The sequence below is a fragment of the Streptomyces sp. H27-H1 genome (genome assembly GCF_026627445.1).
In the GTDB taxonomy this organism is placed as follows: Bacteria; Actinomycetota; Actinomycetes; order Streptomycetales; family Streptomycetaceae; genus Streptomyces.
Genome location: NZ_JAPNLJ010000011.1, coordinates 1 through 15,831, shown reverse-complemented (window position 1 = coordinate 15,831; position 15,831 = coordinate 1). Strand labels below are relative to the sequence as shown.

General features: G+C 73.3%; 13 protein-coding genes. 6 read left to right on the top strand and 7 right to left on the bottom strand.

The features are described 5' to 3' along the window. Nucleotides 1–150 precede the first annotated feature (150 nt). Together OTB20_RS14225 and OTB20_RS14220 are read left to right on the top strand one after the other, a co-directional pair. Nucleotides 151–843, top strand: coding sequence for a metal-dependent transcriptional regulator (locus tag OTB20_RS14225; protein ID WP_267817627.1), 693 nt, complete (start codon nt 151–153; stop codon nt 841–843). 416 nt (nt 844–1,259) lie between these two features. Next, nucleotides 1,260–2,144: an alpha/beta fold hydrolase gene (locus OTB20_RS14220; protein ID WP_267817625.1), complete on the top strand. Its 885-nt coding sequence runs from the start codon at nt 1,260–1,262 to the stop codon at nt 2,142–2,144. A 210-nt stretch (nt 2,145–2,354) separates the two neighbouring features. On the opposite strand, the gene OTB20_RS14215 is transcribed toward OTB20_RS14220, so the two are convergent. Beyond that, nucleotides 2,355–5,648 carry a BTAD domain-containing putative transcriptional regulator gene (locus tag OTB20_RS14215; protein WP_267817623.1) on the bottom strand — a complete coding sequence of 1,098 codons (3,294 nt, stop codon included), beginning with the start codon at nt 5,646–5,648 and terminating at the stop codon, nt 2,355–2,357. A 209-nt stretch (nt 5,649–5,857) separates the two neighbouring features. Between OTB20_RS14215 and OTB20_RS14210 the strand changes: the two genes are divergently transcribed. Beyond that, entirely contained in the window at nt 5,858–6,922 is a 1,065-nt protein-coding gene (locus OTB20_RS14210; RefSeq protein ID WP_267817621.1) for an NADP-dependent oxidoreductase, read from the top strand. Beyond that, nucleotides 6,919–7,491 carry an NAD(P)H oxidoreductase gene (locus OTB20_RS14205; protein WP_267817620.1) on the top strand — a complete coding sequence of 191 codons (573 nt, stop codon included), beginning with the start codon at nt 6,919–6,921 and terminating at the stop codon, nt 7,489–7,491. Before OTB20_RS14210 ends, OTB20_RS14205 begins: the two co-directional genes overlap by 4 nt. A gap of 148 nt (nt 7,492–7,639) precedes the next feature. On the opposite strand, the gene OTB20_RS14200 is transcribed toward OTB20_RS14205, so the two are convergent. Beyond that, nucleotides 7,640–8,410: a helix-turn-helix transcriptional regulator gene (locus tag OTB20_RS14200; RefSeq protein ID WP_324290367.1), complete on the bottom strand. Its 771-nt coding sequence runs from the start codon at nt 8,408–8,410 to the stop codon at nt 7,640–7,642. 162 nt (nt 8,411–8,572) lie between these two features. Between OTB20_RS14200 and OTB20_RS14195 the strand changes: the two genes are divergently transcribed. Next, a complete protein-coding gene (locus OTB20_RS14195; RefSeq protein ID WP_267817619.1) occupies nt 8,573–8,860 on the top strand; it encodes a hypothetical protein in 288 nt (95 codons plus the stop codon). Between the two features lie 93 nt (nt 8,861–8,953). On the opposite strand, the gene OTB20_RS14190 is transcribed toward OTB20_RS14195, so the two are convergent. The 4 genes from OTB20_RS14190 to OTB20_RS14175 all read right to left on the bottom strand — a co-directional run bounded on the left by OTB20_RS14190 (nt 8,954) and on the right by OTB20_RS14175 (nt 13,635). Then, nucleotides 8,954–10,066, bottom strand: coding sequence for a serine hydrolase domain-containing protein (locus OTB20_RS14190; RefSeq protein WP_267817617.1), 1,113 nt, complete (start codon nt 10,064–10,066; stop codon nt 8,954–8,956). Between the two features lie 146 nt (nt 10,067–10,212). Then, the gene (locus tag OTB20_RS14185; protein ID WP_267817615.1) at nt 10,213–11,955 is read right to left on the bottom strand and encodes a transporter; all 1,743 of its coding nucleotides are present in this window, start codon (nt 11,953–11,955) and stop codon (nt 10,213–10,215) included. Next, complete coding sequence (locus OTB20_RS14180) at nt 11,952–12,824, bottom strand: ABC transporter ATP-binding protein (RefSeq protein ID WP_267817613.1); 873 nt, start codon at nt 12,822–12,824, stop codon at nt 11,952–11,954. Before OTB20_RS14180 ends, OTB20_RS14185 begins: the two co-directional genes overlap by 4 nt. Nucleotides 12,825–12,945: 121 nt before the next feature. Beyond that, nucleotides 12,946–13,635, bottom strand: a complete 690-nt coding sequence (locus OTB20_RS14175; protein WP_267817612.1) for a bifunctional DNA primase/polymerase — start codon at nt 13,633–13,635, stop codon at nt 12,946–12,948. Nucleotides 13,636–13,846: 211 nt separating this feature from the next. On the opposite strand from OTB20_RS14175, the gene OTB20_RS14170 reads away from it, so the two are divergent. Next, a complete protein-coding gene (locus tag OTB20_RS14170) occupies nt 13,847–15,226 on the top strand; it encodes a transcriptional regulator (RefSeq protein WP_267817611.1) in 1,380 nt (459 codons plus the stop codon). Here OTB20_RS14170 and OTB20_RS14165 read toward each other — a convergent pair. Next, nucleotides 15,198–15,605 (bottom strand): hypothetical protein, encoded by a 408-nt coding sequence (locus OTB20_RS14165; RefSeq protein ID WP_267817610.1) that lies wholly within the window; start codon nt 15,603–15,605, stop codon nt 15,198–15,200. The genes OTB20_RS14170 and OTB20_RS14165 overlap by 29 nt on opposite strands. Nucleotides 15,606–15,831 lie beyond the last annotated feature (226 nt).

Here is a 15,831-nt window from a genome sequence, read left to right as displayed (position 1 = left end):
GGTGGGAGGCGTAATGAGAGGCGACGGGAGGGGCTGGGGGGGCGTTTCGAGGCAGTTCGGAAGAGGCCTTGAAGTCCTGCACGGGACGGTTGTCGGCGCGATGCGTCAGAATTGGGGGCAGGGCCAGCGCACGCAATCCGAGGGGCACGAATGTCCGGACTGATCGACACCACGGAGATGTACCTCCGCACCATCCTCGAGCTGGAAGAGGAAGGTGTGGTCCCCATGCGCGCCCGCATCGCCGAGCGGCTCGACCAGAGCGGCCCGACGGTGAGCCAGACGGTGGCGCGCATGGAGCGCGACGGCCTGGTGGCCGTCGCCAGCGACCGGCACCTGGAGCTGACCGAAGAAGGGCGCCGGCTGGCGACGCGGGTGATGCGCAAGCACCGGCTCGCGGAGTGTCTGCTCGTCGACGTCATCGGCCTGGAGTGGGAGCAGGTACACGCCGAGGCCTGCCGCTGGGAGCACGTGATGAGCGAGGCGGTGGAGCGGCGGGTGCTGGAGCTGCTGCGTCACCCGACCGAATCGCCGTACGGGAACCCGATCCCGGGGCTGGAGGAGCTGGGCGAGAAGGCCGAGGCCGATCCGTTCCTGGAGGAGGGCATGGTCAGTCTGGCCGAGCTGGACCCGGGCGTGGAGGGCAAGACCGTCGTGATCCGCCGGATCGGGGAGCCGATCCAGACGGACGCGCAGCTCATGTACACGCTGCGGCGGGCGGGCGTGCAGCCCGGCTCGGTCGTCAGCGTGACCGAGTCGCCCGGCGGTGTGCTGGTCGGCAGTGGGGGCGAGGCCGCGGAGCTGGAGGCGGGCGTCGCCTCGCACGTGTTCGTGGCGAAGCGCTGACGGCCTGACCTGACGGGCCTGACGGCCGGTCGGCCTGGCAGGCCGACCGGGGGCTGAGGGGCCGGTTGAAGGGTGGATCGAAAGGCTGACGCACGGTCGTTCGATCGGGTCGTCAGTACGAGCGAATGTGGCCGGTGTCGGCCGATGTGGAACGGTGCGGATCTGTATGGATGGTCCCGGCGCCTTGCGGCGCCGGGACCGGTCCTCCCCTGCTTGACCTGGAGCCCCGAGCTCTCAAGGTCATCCCTTCGGACCGTCTTCCCCGAGCGGCCCGCCTCCCTGTTGAAAGGATCTCCATCGGCAGCGGCGATCAATCCTTGAGCAAGGTCACTCGAAAGAGCGGTGTTGTCGGTGAGAACCCCGTTTTCGAATACGGGTTCGATACTGTGGCCGGGAGCGAAGGGGGTGCATCTGCGGTGGTACGACGCCTCGATGTGACGGGGGCCGACGGCGTACGCCTGGCGGCCTGGGAGTTCCGCGCGGCCGCGGAGCCGTCGCAGCCGCCGTCGGGTGAGCCCGCGGCCCTCTTACTGCACGGACTGATGGGCCGCGCCCTCCACTGGTCGGGCACCGCGCGCTGGCTCGGCGCCAGCCGCCGCGTCGTGGCCCTCGACCAGCGTGGCCACGGCCTCAGCGAGCGCCCGCCGGCCGCCGGCCACGGCAGCTCCATCGCCTACGGCCGCGAGGCCTTCGTGGCCGACGCCGAAGCCGCGGTCGAGCAGCTCGGCCTCGCGCCGGTGACGCTGATCGGCCATTCCATGGGCGCCCTCACCGCCTGGCAGCTGGCGGCCCGCCGCCCCGATCTCGTAGCGGCCCTGGTCATCTGCGATATGCGGGCCTCGGCGCTCGGGGAGGCGTCGCAGCAGGAGTGGGAGGACTGGTTCCGCCGCTGGCCGCTGCCCTTCCCCACGCAGGACGCCGCGCGGCGCTGGTTCGGGGAGGACGATCCACGGGTGGAGCGCCCGGACCCCGGCCGGGGCGAGTTCTTCGCCGAGGTGATGCACGAGGCCGACGACGGCTGGCGCCCGCTGTTCTCGCGCCGTCAGATGCTGAACGCACGGGAGACGTGGGTCCACGACGCGCACTGGGAGGAGCTCGCCCAGGTCCGCTGCCCGACGCTGGTCGTCCGCGGCCTGGACGGTGAGTTGGGCCGCGCGGAGGCGCAGGAAATGGTCCGGGTCCTCCCGGCCGGGCAGTACGCGGAGATCCCGGACGCCGGCCACTACCTCCACTACGACCACCCGACGGCCTGGCGGGAGGCGGTCGAGCCGTTCTTGGACGGGATCAAGACGCCGGTGTGAGGAGGGGGCGGCCGGGCCCTGGCGGGGGCGAGGGGCCGGTGGCGGGCTCCCTGGGCCCCCAGGCACCCGCTCGGTGGGCCCGACCGGGCCCGACCGGGCCCGACCGGGCCTGACGGGGCCTCACGGGGCCCTGAGGGCCTGCGGGGACCGTGCGGGGCTCCCGCGTGGGACCCCTGCGGGTTCCGGTGCGACCGACACCGCCGGGCGCGGTCAAGCCTGAGGTGGCGGGCCGGTACTGCCCTGGGGGGTTCCCAAGAGGGCGAGTTGCTCCGCCAGGGGGAGGGCTTCGCCCGTGGTGAAGGCGGTGGCGAAGGCCTCCGTGCCCAGGGCCGTGCGGGCGCGGATCGTCGCCCGGTCGGTGTCGGCGCGTTCCGCCCGGGGGCGGGGGGTGCCCACCGAGGCGCGGAGAGCCGTCGCCGTGCCCAGCAGGGATGCCGCCCGGGTGGGCGGGAGTATCCCCGCCAGGCCTTCGAGGGCCAGGGCCAGTGCGCGGGGGTCCCCGCTGCGGCGGGCCGCCGCGAGGCCTTCGCGGTGGAGGGACTCGGCCGCGGCCGGGTCTGCCCGCAACTCCGCCACGTACCCCAGCTCCGCCAGGATCAGGGCCGCGCCGGAGTCCACCCCGAGCCGCTGGTTCCAGTCGAGCCACGGCCGCAGCCGGGCCTCGGCGCCGTCCAGATCGCCGCCGCGCCGTGCGCCCAGGGCGAGCCCGAGCGTCGCGAACTGCTCGGCGGGGCGGTGGCACTGCTCCTCCGCCAGCCGCAGGGCCCGCTCGTGCAGCACGGCCGCTTGCGCCAGGTCGCCGGTCAGCAGCGCGATCCGCCCCTGTCTGGCCAGCCGGAAGGAGGCATGCGTCCACAACTCCAGTGCCTGTGCGTCCCGTACGCCGTCCTCGTGCAGCCGGGTCGCGGCCGCATAGTCCCCGGCCACCTCGGCGAGGATGCCGAGCTGCTCCGAGGTCTGCAACTGGCCCCACCGGTCACCGAGTTCGGTGAAGACCGCGGCGGCCGCCTCCGCGTTCCGGCGCAGGGCCCCGAGGTCGCCGTCGTAGAGCGCCCGCGTCGAGAGCGTGAGCAGCGCGACGGCTTCGCCCCATCGGTCGCCGGTTTCGCGGAACTGTTCCGGGAAGAAGATGAGTTCGTCCTCCTGGACGCCGGAGCCGAAGCCGCACCGCGCGTAGGCCAGGAGCCACTGTTCGCGGAGGCCGGCGGCGGAGAAGTCGCCGCCCAAGTGGCTGTCGTCCCCGCCGAGCAGCGCGAAGGCGGCGTGCAGGGCCGTGGCGCCCGCTGTTCCGGTGGCATCGGCGGCTTCCTGGATCCGGCCGCGCAGGAACCAGTACCAGGACTGCGCGGTGACCAGTCGCAGCCCCAACTCCCCTGCTCCCGTGTGCTCCAGGGCGGCCCGGGTGTTGAGGCCCTCCCGGTCGAGCCGCCGCAGCCACTCGCCCTGCTCCGGCCCGTGCAGCCGCTCGGCCGCACGCTCGGCGAACCCGGTGTAGTACTCCGCGTGCCGTTGCCGGGCCGCGCCCGTCTCCCCGGCCGCGTCGAGCCGTTCCAGCCCGTACGCCGCCACCGACTCCAGCAGCCTCAGGCGCGAGTCCCCGTACGCCGAGACCACGAGCGAGCAGTCCACGAGCCGGGTGACGAGATCGAGCACGTCCCCACGGGCCACACCCCCGACGGCTCCGCCTACCGCCCCCGGTCTCCCCTCGGCCACCCTGGTGGCCCCGGCCCCGGCCCCGGCCCCGGCTCCTGGGCCTGCGGGCATCGGACCCACGCCCGCAAGGCCGATGGCCGCAGGGTCCCCGTCCGCGCATACCGCCTCGGCCGCCTCCAGGGTGAATCCGCCCGCGAACACCGACAGCCGGCGCAGCGCCGTCGCCTCGGCCGGGGAGAGCAGCTCCCAGCTCCAGTCGATCATCGCGCGGAGCGTGCGCTGCCGTGCCGGGGCGTCCCGGCGTACCTGATTGAGCAGTCGGAACCGGTCGTGCAGCCGTTCCGCCAGCGCCTCCACGCCCAGTACCCGTACCCGTGTCGCGGCCAGTTCCAGCGCGAGCGGGATGCCGTCCAGCCGGCGGCAGATGAGGGCGACGGCCCCGGCGGTGTCGGGGCCGAGGGCGAAGCCGGGGGCGGCGGCCGCCGCGCGGGCCGCGAACAGCTCGATCGCCTGTGCCTCCGCGAGGGGCTGGACGGCTTCGATCACCTCGCCCGAGAGCGCGAGCGGCTCCTGGCTGGTGGCCAGGACGCGCAGGCCGGGGGCGTGGCGCAGGAGCCGTTCGGTGAGGGCCGCGGCGGCCGGGAGGAGGTGTTCGCAGTTGTCGAGTACGAGCAGTGCCGCGCGCCGCCGCAACGCGTCGGCGAGCCGCTCCTCGACGCGGCCGCCGCCCGCGTCGTCCTCGCGCATCCCGATCGCGGCGGCCACGGCCTCGGCGACCGACGTGCCCTGCGCGCCGGCGAGTTCCACGAACCACACCCCGTCGGGGTGGGCCTCCTCCAGCCGCGCCGCCGCCGCGAGGGCGAGCCGGGTCTTGCCGACGCCGCCGGGCCCGCAGAGCGTCACCAGCCGGCCGGCGCCGAGCGCCGCGCACACCCGGACGACGGCCTCCTCGCGCCCCACGAGGGAGCTGACGGGAGTGGGCAGGTTGCCGCCGCCGTACGCTCCGGCCCGCGCCACGGCCGGGTCCGTGGGGGCGGTCGGCGCGGGCGGTACGGCCTGTGGTGCGAGCGGCGCCGCTGGTACGGGCGGGCCCGTCAGGGCGGGGTCCTGGCGGAGGATGGCTTCGTACAGGGCCGCGAGTTCCGCGCCGGGGTCGATGCCGAGTTCCTCGGCGAAGAGTCCGCGCAGGCGCGCGTAGACGGCGAGGGCCTCGTTCTGGCGGCCGGCGCGGTACAGGGCCCGCATCTGGCTGCCGCGCAGCCGCTGGCGCAGCGGGTGGGCTTCGGCGAGCCCGGTCAACTCGTCCGCGAGGAAGTGGTGTTCGCCGAGTTCGAGGCGGGCCTCGGCCAGGTCCTCGTGCGCCGTGAGCCGCTGCTCCTCCAGCCGGGCGATCGCCGCCTGTGTGAAGTCCGCGTCCCGGAAGTCGGCGTACGCCTCCCCCTGCCACAGCCCGAGCGCCCGTGCCAGCAGCCCGGCCCTGGCCCGCGGCTCCGCGGCCTTGTGCGCGGCGGCCGCCAGCTCCGTGAAGCGGTCCGCGTCCACGGCCGGAGCCGGAGCGCGCAGGGCGTAGCCCGCCGGACCGTACGCGATCAGGGAGCGTGCGCCGTCCTCGGCCTCGGCGAGGGTGCGGCGCAGCTGGGAGACCTTGGTCTGGAGGGTGTTCCCCGGGTTGCCGGGGGCGGCGGCGCCCGCTTCGCCCCACAGGTCGTCGATCAGCCGGTGCGCCGGCACGGGCCGCCCGTCGCGTACGAGGAGGGCGGCGAGCAGGGCCCGTACCTTCGCCTCCGGAACGGGTACGGGGGTCCCGTCATCCGTGCGGACGGTCAGTGGCCCCAGCACCTCGAAACGCATGCCGCAACGTTACTTCTTGCCCGTCAGGCCGGTCTGCGGGGGCGGCCCGAGCCGCGTACGCACGCTTGCGCGCGTGGGCCGGCAAGGACCCGGCGGGCGTCCCGCGTGCGCCGTGCGTGACTCGTGCGCGGCCCGTGCGCGACCCCGGACATGGTGCTCCTGTGACCGCGACCCAGCGGCCACGGGAACGAACCGGAAGGAACAGTCGGATGACCACCATCGCCGGCACCACCACGCAGACCCGCTCCCGGGAGATCCGCCTCGCCGCCCGCCCCGTCGGCGAACCGGGCCCGCACCACTTCGACCTGGTCGCAACCGAGGTCCCGGAGCCCGCCGAGGGCCAGGTCCTCGTCCGCAACACCTGGATGTCCGTGGACCCGTACATGCGATGCCGGATGGACGACGCCCCCTCCTACATCCCGCCGTTCGTCCTCGGCGCGGCCCTCGAAGGCAGCGCGATCGGCGAGGTCGTCGCCTCCCGCTCCGCGTCGGTACCGGTCGGGGCGACCGTCTCGCACTTCCTCGGCTGGCGGGAGTACGCGGTCCTCGACACGGCCGCCGCCACCGTCGTGGATCCCGCGATCGCCTCGCAGTCCTCGTACCTCGGTCCGCTCGGCACCACGGGCCTGACGGCGTACGCGGCGCTGACCCGCACCGCCCCGGTCCAGGAGGGCGACGTCGTCTTCGTCTCCGCCGCCGCCGGCGCGGTCGGCAGTGTCGCCGGGCAGCTGGCGCGGCGCCTCGGCGCCTCCCGGGTGATCGGCTCGGCGGGCGGTCCGCTGAAGACGAGGAAGCTGCTGGACCGCTTCGGCTACGACGCGGCCGTCGACTACCGCCAGGGCGACCTGGCCGGGCAGCTCGCCGAGGCGGCTCCCGAGGGCATCGACGTCTACCTCGACGCGGTCGGCGGCGACCACCTCCAGGCGGCCATCGGCGCGATGCGCCAGGGCGGCCGGATCGCCATGGTCGGCGCGATCAGCGGCTACAACGCCACCACCCCGGCGCTGGGCCCGGACAACCTCTTCCAGGCCGCGGCCCGCGAGGTCACCCTGCGCGGGATGCTCGTCTCCAGCCACTTCGACCTGTTCCCGGAGTGGATCGGCCGGGCGGCGGGATGGCTGGCGGACGGCAGCCTTCATGCGGAGGAGACCGTAGTCGACGGAATCGCACACGCCCCGGAGGCCTTCCTCGGCATGATGCGCGGCGCGAACACCGGCAAGATGCTGGTCCGCCTCGCGCCGGCGACCTCCCCCGCCGCCCCGGACGCCCGATGAGCGCCGCCCTGGTGGTCGTGGCCCACCCCCGCAGCGACTCCCTGACCGCCCAGCTGGCCCGCCGCGCGATGGCCCGGCTGGAGGCCGACGGCCACACGGTCGACGTACTCGATCTGCACGCCGAGGGCTTCGACCCCCGGATGGGCACCGAGGACGAGCCGGACTGGTCGGACCCGGACAAGGAGTACTCCGCCGAGACCCGGGCGCACATGGACCGGATCGCCGCAGCAGAGATCCTCGTCGTGGTCTTCCCGCTCTGGTGGTTCGGCCTGCCGGCCATTCTCAAGGGCTGGATCGACCGGGTCTGGAACAACGGCTTCGCCTACGGCCGCAGCCGCCCGCTGCTGACCGGCAAGCGGATGGTGTGGATCGCGCTGGTGAGCTACCCGGAGGCGAAGTTCAAGGAACTGGACTGGGTCGAGCCGGTGGACCGCCTGTTGCGGGTCGGGATCTCGGAGTACTGCGGCATCCAGGACGCCACCGTCCACTTCGTCTACGACTCCCTGAGCGCGGGCGAGTCGGCCCTCGCCGAAGCGGACAAGGCCCTGGCGGCTCCCCGCACTCCGTGATCGGCGGGCCGAAGGGAGAAGGCGCCGTTGGCGTGGCCGCCGCCGTAGCTCGCGAGAGATCGGAGCGGGCGCTCCCGCGTGAGCGGATCGGGCGCTCCCGCGCGAGCGGCTCCCGGCGGCGAGGATCCGGCCGCCGGGAGCCGTTTCGCTACTCCGTGGCCGGGAGCCAGCCGCGCTGCACCGCGCGGACGCCGAACTCGAACCGGCTCACGGCGCCCAGCTGTTCCATGAGCCCGTTGGCCAGCCGACGGGCCGTGCGCGAGGAGACCGAGAGCCGCTTGGCTATCGCCTCGTCGGTCAGCCCCTGCGCCAGCAGCCGGATCACCGTGGCCTCCTGCGGGCTGAGTTCGCCCTCGCGTCGTTCCTCGGTGGCGCCCAGCGGCACCGCGGCCGACCAGATGTTCTCGAAGAGCGCGCACAGCGCCGTCAGGGTGCCCTCGCCGGTGAGGACCACCGCGCCCGCGCCGCTGTCGTCGTTGCTGACCGGGATGACGGCGGTGGTCCGGTCGAAGACCATCAGCCGGGTGGGCAGGTCGGGAGTGGTCCGGACCTCCCCGCCGAGCTCGCCGAGCCATGCCGCGTAGGCCACGGTGGTCTGGCTGTTGCGCACGCTGTCCTGGTACAGGGACCGCATCCGTACCCCGCGGTTGAGCAGGGTCAGGTCGTTCGCCTTCGACGCCTCCAAGGTGTCGGGCCGTTGGCCGCCGCCGGGCGAGAACGTCATCAGCTCGTTCTGGACCTCGTGCGCCAGAGCGCTGATCCGGCTCCGGATCTCGTCCAGGCCCACCAGCTGCTCGACGCCCGGGCTGGAGCCGGCCGGGCTCATGTCGGCGAACTCCGAGATCAGCTGCGCGGCTGCCGCGCGCGAGGCCTCGATGCGCAGCTGCTGGGCCGCGAGCTCAGCCTGCTGGCGGGCCATCAGGATCTCCATGCCGACCCCGGGCGGGACGGCGCGTAGCTCTCCGTCCTGTTCGTAGGACGGCCGGAGCAGAGCCAGCTCGCTGAGCAGGTCCAGGCTGCGTCTGACCCCAACGGCTCGATCGTCAAGGAGGTCTCGGGCGCCAACTCCACCGTCTACGTGATGGCCGGCGGTGTGGCGGTTTCCTTGACCAACGCGGACTTCACGGGCTTCGGCTACGACAAGCTCCCGCTGCTCGGCATTCCGGGCGAGTGGCTGGCCTCGGCCGCCGCCAAGGCCGCCCCGGCCAACGGCACGATGCTGCTCTCCCCGGACAGCAACACCGTGTGGGAGATCACGAACGGCAAGAAGCGGGCGATGGCGGGCTCCGAGTTCGGCGCCGGCAAGCGCAGCTTCGACGACGTGGTCAGCGTCGGCAACGCCTTCACGGCGAAGTTCCCGACCGTCTGATCGCCCGGCCCGGGCCGTCGGCCTCCGCTCCCTCCGGGAGCGGAGGCCGACGCTCGGGGCACTGCGTGATCGGCGCTCCGAGGCGGCGGGGTCTCAGAAGGCGGCGGCCGCGATGCCCAGGTAGCGCTTCTGTATCTCCTTGTCGTCGGTGGTGAGCGGCACCAGCGAGTAGACGAGACCGCGGCGGAGGTCCCGGGTGGCGAAGACGCCGTTGGTGTATCCGCCGAGGCTGCCGCTCTTGCCGTAGACCTCGGTGCCGTCCGGGAGCTTCGCGTACTGCACTCCGCCGCGGGTGAAGCCGCGCTCGGCGTGCCGGGGGAGCTCGAAGAGCAGCCTCTGCTGGGCGGGCGGCAGGAGCCGGCCGCGCAGCAGCTGTCCCAGGAACCGTTCCAGATCAGGGGCGTTGGAGACCATTCCGCCCTCGGCCCAGGGCCACGGGTCGGTGGGCGCGAGGTCCGGTGCCAGCGCCGGTGCGCGCAGTGCCGTCTCTCCCCATGCGGGGACGTAGGTGTGGGGCAGGCCCAGGGGGCGGACGATGCGGCGGTCCACCTCGTCGGCGTAGGAGTGCTGGGTGACCTTCTCGATGACCATGCCGAGAACGAAGTAGTTCACGCCGTTGTAGACCTGGGGTATGTCGGGGCCGGTGGTGGGCTCACCGGCCTGGGAGCACTCGGTGACCGTTTTCACCAGGTCGGCCGGGGTGTACACGGTGTCCGGGTCCCAGCAGGCGGCGCGCGGCAGGCCGCTGGTGTGACTGATCAGCTGTTCCACGGTGATGGGCTGCCAGTGGGCCGGGAGCGTGCCGGGCAGCAGTTCCTGGACCGGGGTGTCGAGGGAGAGCCTGCCCTCGGCCACGAGCTGGAGTGCGACGGTGGAGGTGAACAATTTGGTGATGCTGCCGATCCGGAAGGAGGCGGCGGGGTCCGCGGAGACCGTGCCCATCGTTCCCGTCCACCGCCCGTCGTGTCCGCCGACGCGGGCCATGGCTCCCGCGAACGATCCGTCGGCGGGGGTGCCGAGGGCGGCCTGGAGCGCGGCCGCATCGATGCGCTCCCGGGCGTCGAGGGCGGTGGCCGAGGCCGGCTGCGGCCGGTCCGCCGCACCGGCGGGGAGGGCAGCCGTGACCGTCACCAGGGCGGCGCCCGCGGCGGCCAGGCCGACCCAACGGGGGTTCAGGGAGCGGGAGCGCGATCGGGGCTTCGTCATGCCGCCAGTATTTCGGCCGAGCCGGTGGCGACCCATCGGGGATGTCCCTGGCGCAGCCCTGGAACTGCCCTGACGCACCCCTGAGTTGGCAACGAAAAAGGGCCCACCCCCTGGCGCACGCGCCAGGGGGTGGGCCCCGTTGCCGCTCAGCCCTTGCTGACCGCCAGCAGGATCTCCGGGAGCCTGCGCACCACCGTGGGGGCCGCCAGGCGCAGGCCGGCCCAGGTGGCCAGGGTGCCCCAGGCCACGCCCAGGGGGAGCAGGATCCAGCTCAGGGACTGGTGGTCCGCGCCGTTGAGGTAGACGGTCAGGACGATCACGGGGGAGCAGATCAGCGCCGAGGCGAACAGGCCGCCGAAGATGCCCGCCCACGCCAGGGCGCCCTGGCCGGGGGCGACGTTCTTGAAGGCCCCGTCCGTCGGGATCGAGTACGGGAAGCGGGCCGAGGCAAGGGCTCCCGTGCAGAGCATCGAGCCGAGCAGGGCCAGCGCCAGTCCCAGGGCGGCGGGGAATCCGGCCCGGTCGCCGACCAGGGCGGCCGTCACCGCCGCGACCACCACCGTGTAGGGCACGGTGACCAGCGCGAGGGCCAGCGCGCGGGCACGCAGTTCCACGTAGGCGTCACGGGTGCTCGAAATGGTCTGCGCGACCATCCAGAACGCCGAGGTGTCCTGCCCGAACTGGTTGTACATCTGGACGCCGAGCATGCCCGAGGCGAAGCAGGTCAGATAGACGGAGCCGCTGCCTTGCAGGGCGTTGGCGACCGGGATGATCATGCCGACCGCCAGGGCCGACACCCAGGCCGCCTTGGTCTTCGGGTCGCGGACGATGTAGCGCAGCGCGCGCTGCACGGCCGCGCCCGTACGGTCGTCCGGCAGCAGTGGCCAGCGGCCGAGTACGCCGCCCGCACCCGCTGCCCGCTGCTTCTTCTCCTTGGCGGCCGAGATCGTCGAACCGTCCGGGGTGACCATCAGCTTGGTCAGGCTGCGCTCCCAGAACCAGAGCAGCAGACCCAGGGCCGCGACCGTGATGAAGAGCTGGGCGGCCGCGATCCCGTACGCGCCCTCGCTCGCGGAGTCCACCATCCCGACGGCCGTCGCCGGCGGCAGCCAGCGTACGACCGCCTCGGCCGGCTCCAGCCGCTCCAGGCCGCCGCTCTCGAACAGCCGCTGGCCGGCGAAGTTCGCCACCTGCGCGCCGATCGCGATCAGCAGGCCGCTGAGCAGCGCGAGGTCGCGCCCCTTGCGGCTGGTCAGCAGCCTGACGTTGGCGGTCGCCACCGCCCTGGCGAGCGCGACACAGCCGACCAGCAGCAGCGGCGCCGCCAGTACGGCGGCCACCGCGCCCGCCGCGCCCCGTGCGAGGGCGATCGTCGAGCCGATGGCCAGGCTCAGGGTGAACAGCGGCCCGATGCCGACGAGGGAGGAGGCCAGCAGGGCCCGTACGAGCGGACGCGGGCGCAGCGGCAGCATGACCAGCCGGCTCGGGTCGAGCGTCTCGTCGCCGGTGGGGAAGAACAGCGGTACGAACGTCCAGCAGAGGGCGAGGATCGCCGCCAGCAGTACGACGACGGTGCTCGCGTGCGCGTTGCCGCGCAGCAGGGCGAGGCCGAGCGTGGCGAAGAAGGCCACGACGAGGGCCGAGGCGAGGGCGCCGAAGTAGGCGGCCTTCCGCTTCGAGGAGCCCTTGAGGCCGTTGCGCAGGAGGGACAGCTTGAGGCGGACGAAGATCGGGGTGATGTTGACGGACCGGGCGGCGGAGGCGGCGGCCTTGCCGGCGCCGTCGGGCCCGGCGCCCGCACCCGCACCGGTGAGGACACCGGTCGCGTTCCCGGCCGATGGGGCGGCGGGAACCGGTCCCGGTCCCGCGGGTGCGGCCGAGGTGTTCATCGGAGACCCGCCCCGTTGCCCGTTGCCCGGGTGGTGCCCGCGCCGCCGAGCCAGTCCAGGGACTCGCCCGTGGCCCGGCCCTGCGCCCCGACCAGCTCCAGGAAAGCGGCCTGCAGCGAGGGCGCGTCGCCCCGTACGGCGGCCAGCGGGCCCGCGGCCCGGATCCGGCCCGCGGCCATGACGGCCACCCAGTCGCACAGCGACTCGACGAGCTCCATGACGTGGGAGGAGAAGACGACTGTGGCCCCGGAGGAGGTGTAACGTTCCAGCACTCCGCGGATGGTCTGCGCGGACACCGGGTCCACACCCTCGAACGGCTCGTCCAGGAACAGCACTTCGGGGTTGTGGAGCAGCGCGGCCGCCAGGCCGATCTTCTTCCGCATGCCGGTCGAGTAGTCGACGATCAGCTTGTTCTGCGAACCGGCCAGGTCCAGGATCTCCAGCAGCTGCGTGGCCCTGCTGTCCGTCTCGCGTCCCGGCAGCCCCCGCAGCCGGCCCATGTATCCGAGCAGTTCGCGCCCGGAGAGCCGCTCGAAGAGCCGCAGTCCCTCCGGCAGCACGCCGATCCGGGACTTCACCTCGACCGGGTCCGCCCACACGTCGTGCCCGGCGACGATCACCCGGCCCATGTCCGGGCGGAGCAGCCCGGTGATCATCGACAGTGTCGTCGTCTTGCCCGCGCCGTTCGGCCCGACCAGGCCGATGAACTGCCCTGCGGGCAGTTCCAGATCGATTCCGGCCACGGCCACTTGCTCGCCGAACCGCTTCCACAAACCCTCGACCCGCACGGCGGCCGTGGCGGACGGCGCGGGTCGCGCACCGCCACCCGTTCCGTCCGTCCCGCCCGTCTGAGCGCCCTGGTCCGGCATGCGCCTGCCTCTCGTTCTGTTCCCCGTGTCCTGCTTTTCTCACCATAGGAGGCGGGGGAGAGGCGGAGCAGTTACTTATGTCATGAGTTTCCCGCTGGAAATGTCCGCTGGTCAGGGCGGGTTACGGGGTGCGCCGGGCGCGTTCCGCCGCCGCCTCGCGGCCGCACGCGTAGGCCAGCGCGTCGATCAGCTCCTCCACGTCCGGCAGCCACCGGTTCGCGGCCGTCGGCGGCTGCGCCCACTGCGCGGAGCCGCGTCCGCCGATCCGGGTCGGGGGAGCGGCCACGTACTCGCCCTCCCCGCGCGCGGTCAGGTCGAGTTGGGCCGGCTGCCAGCCGATCTTGCGCAGCAGGTCGGGCACCTTCGCCCCGGCGCCGGGCAGGACGAAGAACAGCATCCGCCCGGCGGGGTTGGCGATCACCGGTCCGAGGGTGCGCTGCATGCGCTGGAGCCGGGCCAGCGCCAGGAAGCCGGCGGCGTCCGGGACGTCGAGCGCGTCGAAGGTCCGGCCGGTCGGCAGCAGGATGGCGGCTTTCGGGTTCTTGCCCCAGAGCCGCCGGACCTGCACGGCGCTGCCCGATGCGTGGGAGGTCCAGTCCTTCACCGTCGGGTGCGCGCCCGGCGTCGCGCAGTCCGCGGCGCCGCACGAGCACTGCTCCCGCCCGTCCGCGGACACCAGCCAGGTGCCGGCGAAGACATCCCAGTGCCGTTCTTCCGTGTACCGCACGGCATGGTCCAGCAGCGGCTCACTGCGCTGCAGGGGGATGGGCGCGGTCTCCGTGACTCCGATGGTCTTTTCCACGTGCAACACAACTCTTGCGGTCACCGGGGGTTACGGGCGTAAACCAGCCGGGGTCCGGAGCATCGATCCTGCATACGGGGCGCATCGGTGCATCGCGGGGGGCGCGTAGGAGGTCGGGGCGCCGGAGGTGGGTAACGACAGGACGCAATGGGGAAGATTCCCCGCACATCAGGCGGGAAGTGATCATTCCAACGATCACCCGCGGCTTCTGGGGGTTTTCATGGCAGCCAGGCCTCTCGTCGCCCGCCAGCCGAACGAACGGCTGCAGGCGCTCATCCAGGAAGCCGGGTGTTCCAATGCCGGGCTCGCCCGGCGCGTCAACATGTGCGGGGCCGAGCACGGCCTCGACCTCCGCTACGACAAGACCTCCGTGGCCCGCTGGCTGCGCGGCCAGCAGCCGCGCGGCCGGGCCCCCGGGATCATCGCCGAGGCACTGGGCCGCAAACTCGGCCGGACCGTCACCATCGACGAGATCGGCATGGCCAACGGCAAGAACCTCGCCTCCGGTGTCGGCCTGCAGTTCTCCCCGACCGTCGTCGGCGCGATCGAGCAGGTCAGCGAGTTGTGGCGGAGCGACGTGGGCCGGCGCGACTTCCTGGCCGGATCCAGCGTGGCCTCCTCGGCGCTGGTCGAGCCGAGCCGCGACTGGCTGATCACCGGGGCCGACGCGCAGGTCGCGCGCAGCGGCGGCTCGCGGGTGGGGATGTCGGACGTGGAGGCGGTACGGGCCACCACGCAGGCGCTGAAGGACCTCGACCACCGCTTCGGCAGCGGGCACGTGCGCCCGGTGGTCGTGCACTACCTCAACTCCGTGGTCTCCGGCCTGATCGGCGGCTCGTACCGGGAGCCGGTCGGCCGGGGGCTGTTCGCGGCGGTGGCCCGCCTCACGGAACTGGCGGGCTACATGGCGGTGGACACCGGCCAGCCGGGCCTGGCCCAGCGCTACTACATCCAGGCGCTACGACTCGCGCAGGCGGCCGGCGACCGGGCGTACGGGGGGTACGTACTGGCGGCTTCGATGAGCCACCTCGCGGCGGAGCTGGGCAACCCGAGGGAGATCGCGCAGCTGGCGAGAGCGGCACAGGAGGGGACGCGGGGCCTGGTCACCCCCCGGGTGGAATCGATGTTCTACGCGGCGGAGGCTCGGGGGCACGCCCTGCTCGGTGACGCGCGGTCGACGGCGGTGCTGTCCTCACGGGCGGTGACCGCGCTGGAGCGGGCCGAGCCGGAATCGGGGGACGACCCGGAGTGGATCCGGCACTTCGACACCGCGTACCTCGCGGACGAACTGGCGCACTGCCACCGGGACCTGGGGCAGGCGGACGCGGCGGCGCAGCGCGCGGAGGAGGCCCTGCGCGAGCTCCCGGCGGGCAAGGCGCGCCGCCGGGCGATCGGTCTGCTCCTGCTGGCGGCGGCGCGGGTGCAGCAGCGCGAGGTCGAAGCCGCCTGTCAGACGGCGGCGCAGGCCGCGGACCTCCTGTCGGGCATCCGCTCCAACCGCGGGGCGGTCTACCTGGAGGATTTCCGCACCCGCCTGGACCCGTACCGGGAGGACCCGGCGGCCCGCGAGTTCACCGCCCGGCTGGAGCCGGTCTCCTGACCCCGCCGCCCGGGTTCCGGGTGACGGGGCCCGTGGACCAGCCGGTGACCTCGATGCGGCCCTCCGTGCCGTTGGCGACGATGTGGGCCGCATCGGCGTCGACGAAGCGGATCCGCCAGTGGCCGCCGGCCTGGGCGGTGAACTTCTTGCCCACGGCTCCGTTGGCCAGGGAGACGGACGTGCCCATCTCCTGCCACACGGTCGAGCCGTCGGGCCGGAAGTAGTAGCGGACCTTCTGGCCGGGGCAGGGCACGGATCCTCTGGTGCGGGTGTAGGTGTTCAGGACCGCGGAGACGTAAAACTGCCGGCCCTTGGCCACGGGGCGCGGTCCGAAGCGCTCGTCGGTGACCGTCGTCTCGGTACGCGTCGGGCGGATCACCCTGGTGCCCGTGCTGGGGCCGATGTTGGTGCTCCCCGGGGTGTGTACACGCCACCCGTCCGACCCCCTGCCCGGGGGGTTGACCGTCAGGGCGAACTTAGAGGTCGCGCAGATAGGCGCGGTGGGGAGCCTTGGGCGAAACAGGCACAGGCCCTGGGCGATCACGTAGTTGTCACGTTCTGTGATTTCTCGGGGTCTGCCGCGAACGGAGTGGCTGTACGCCTGG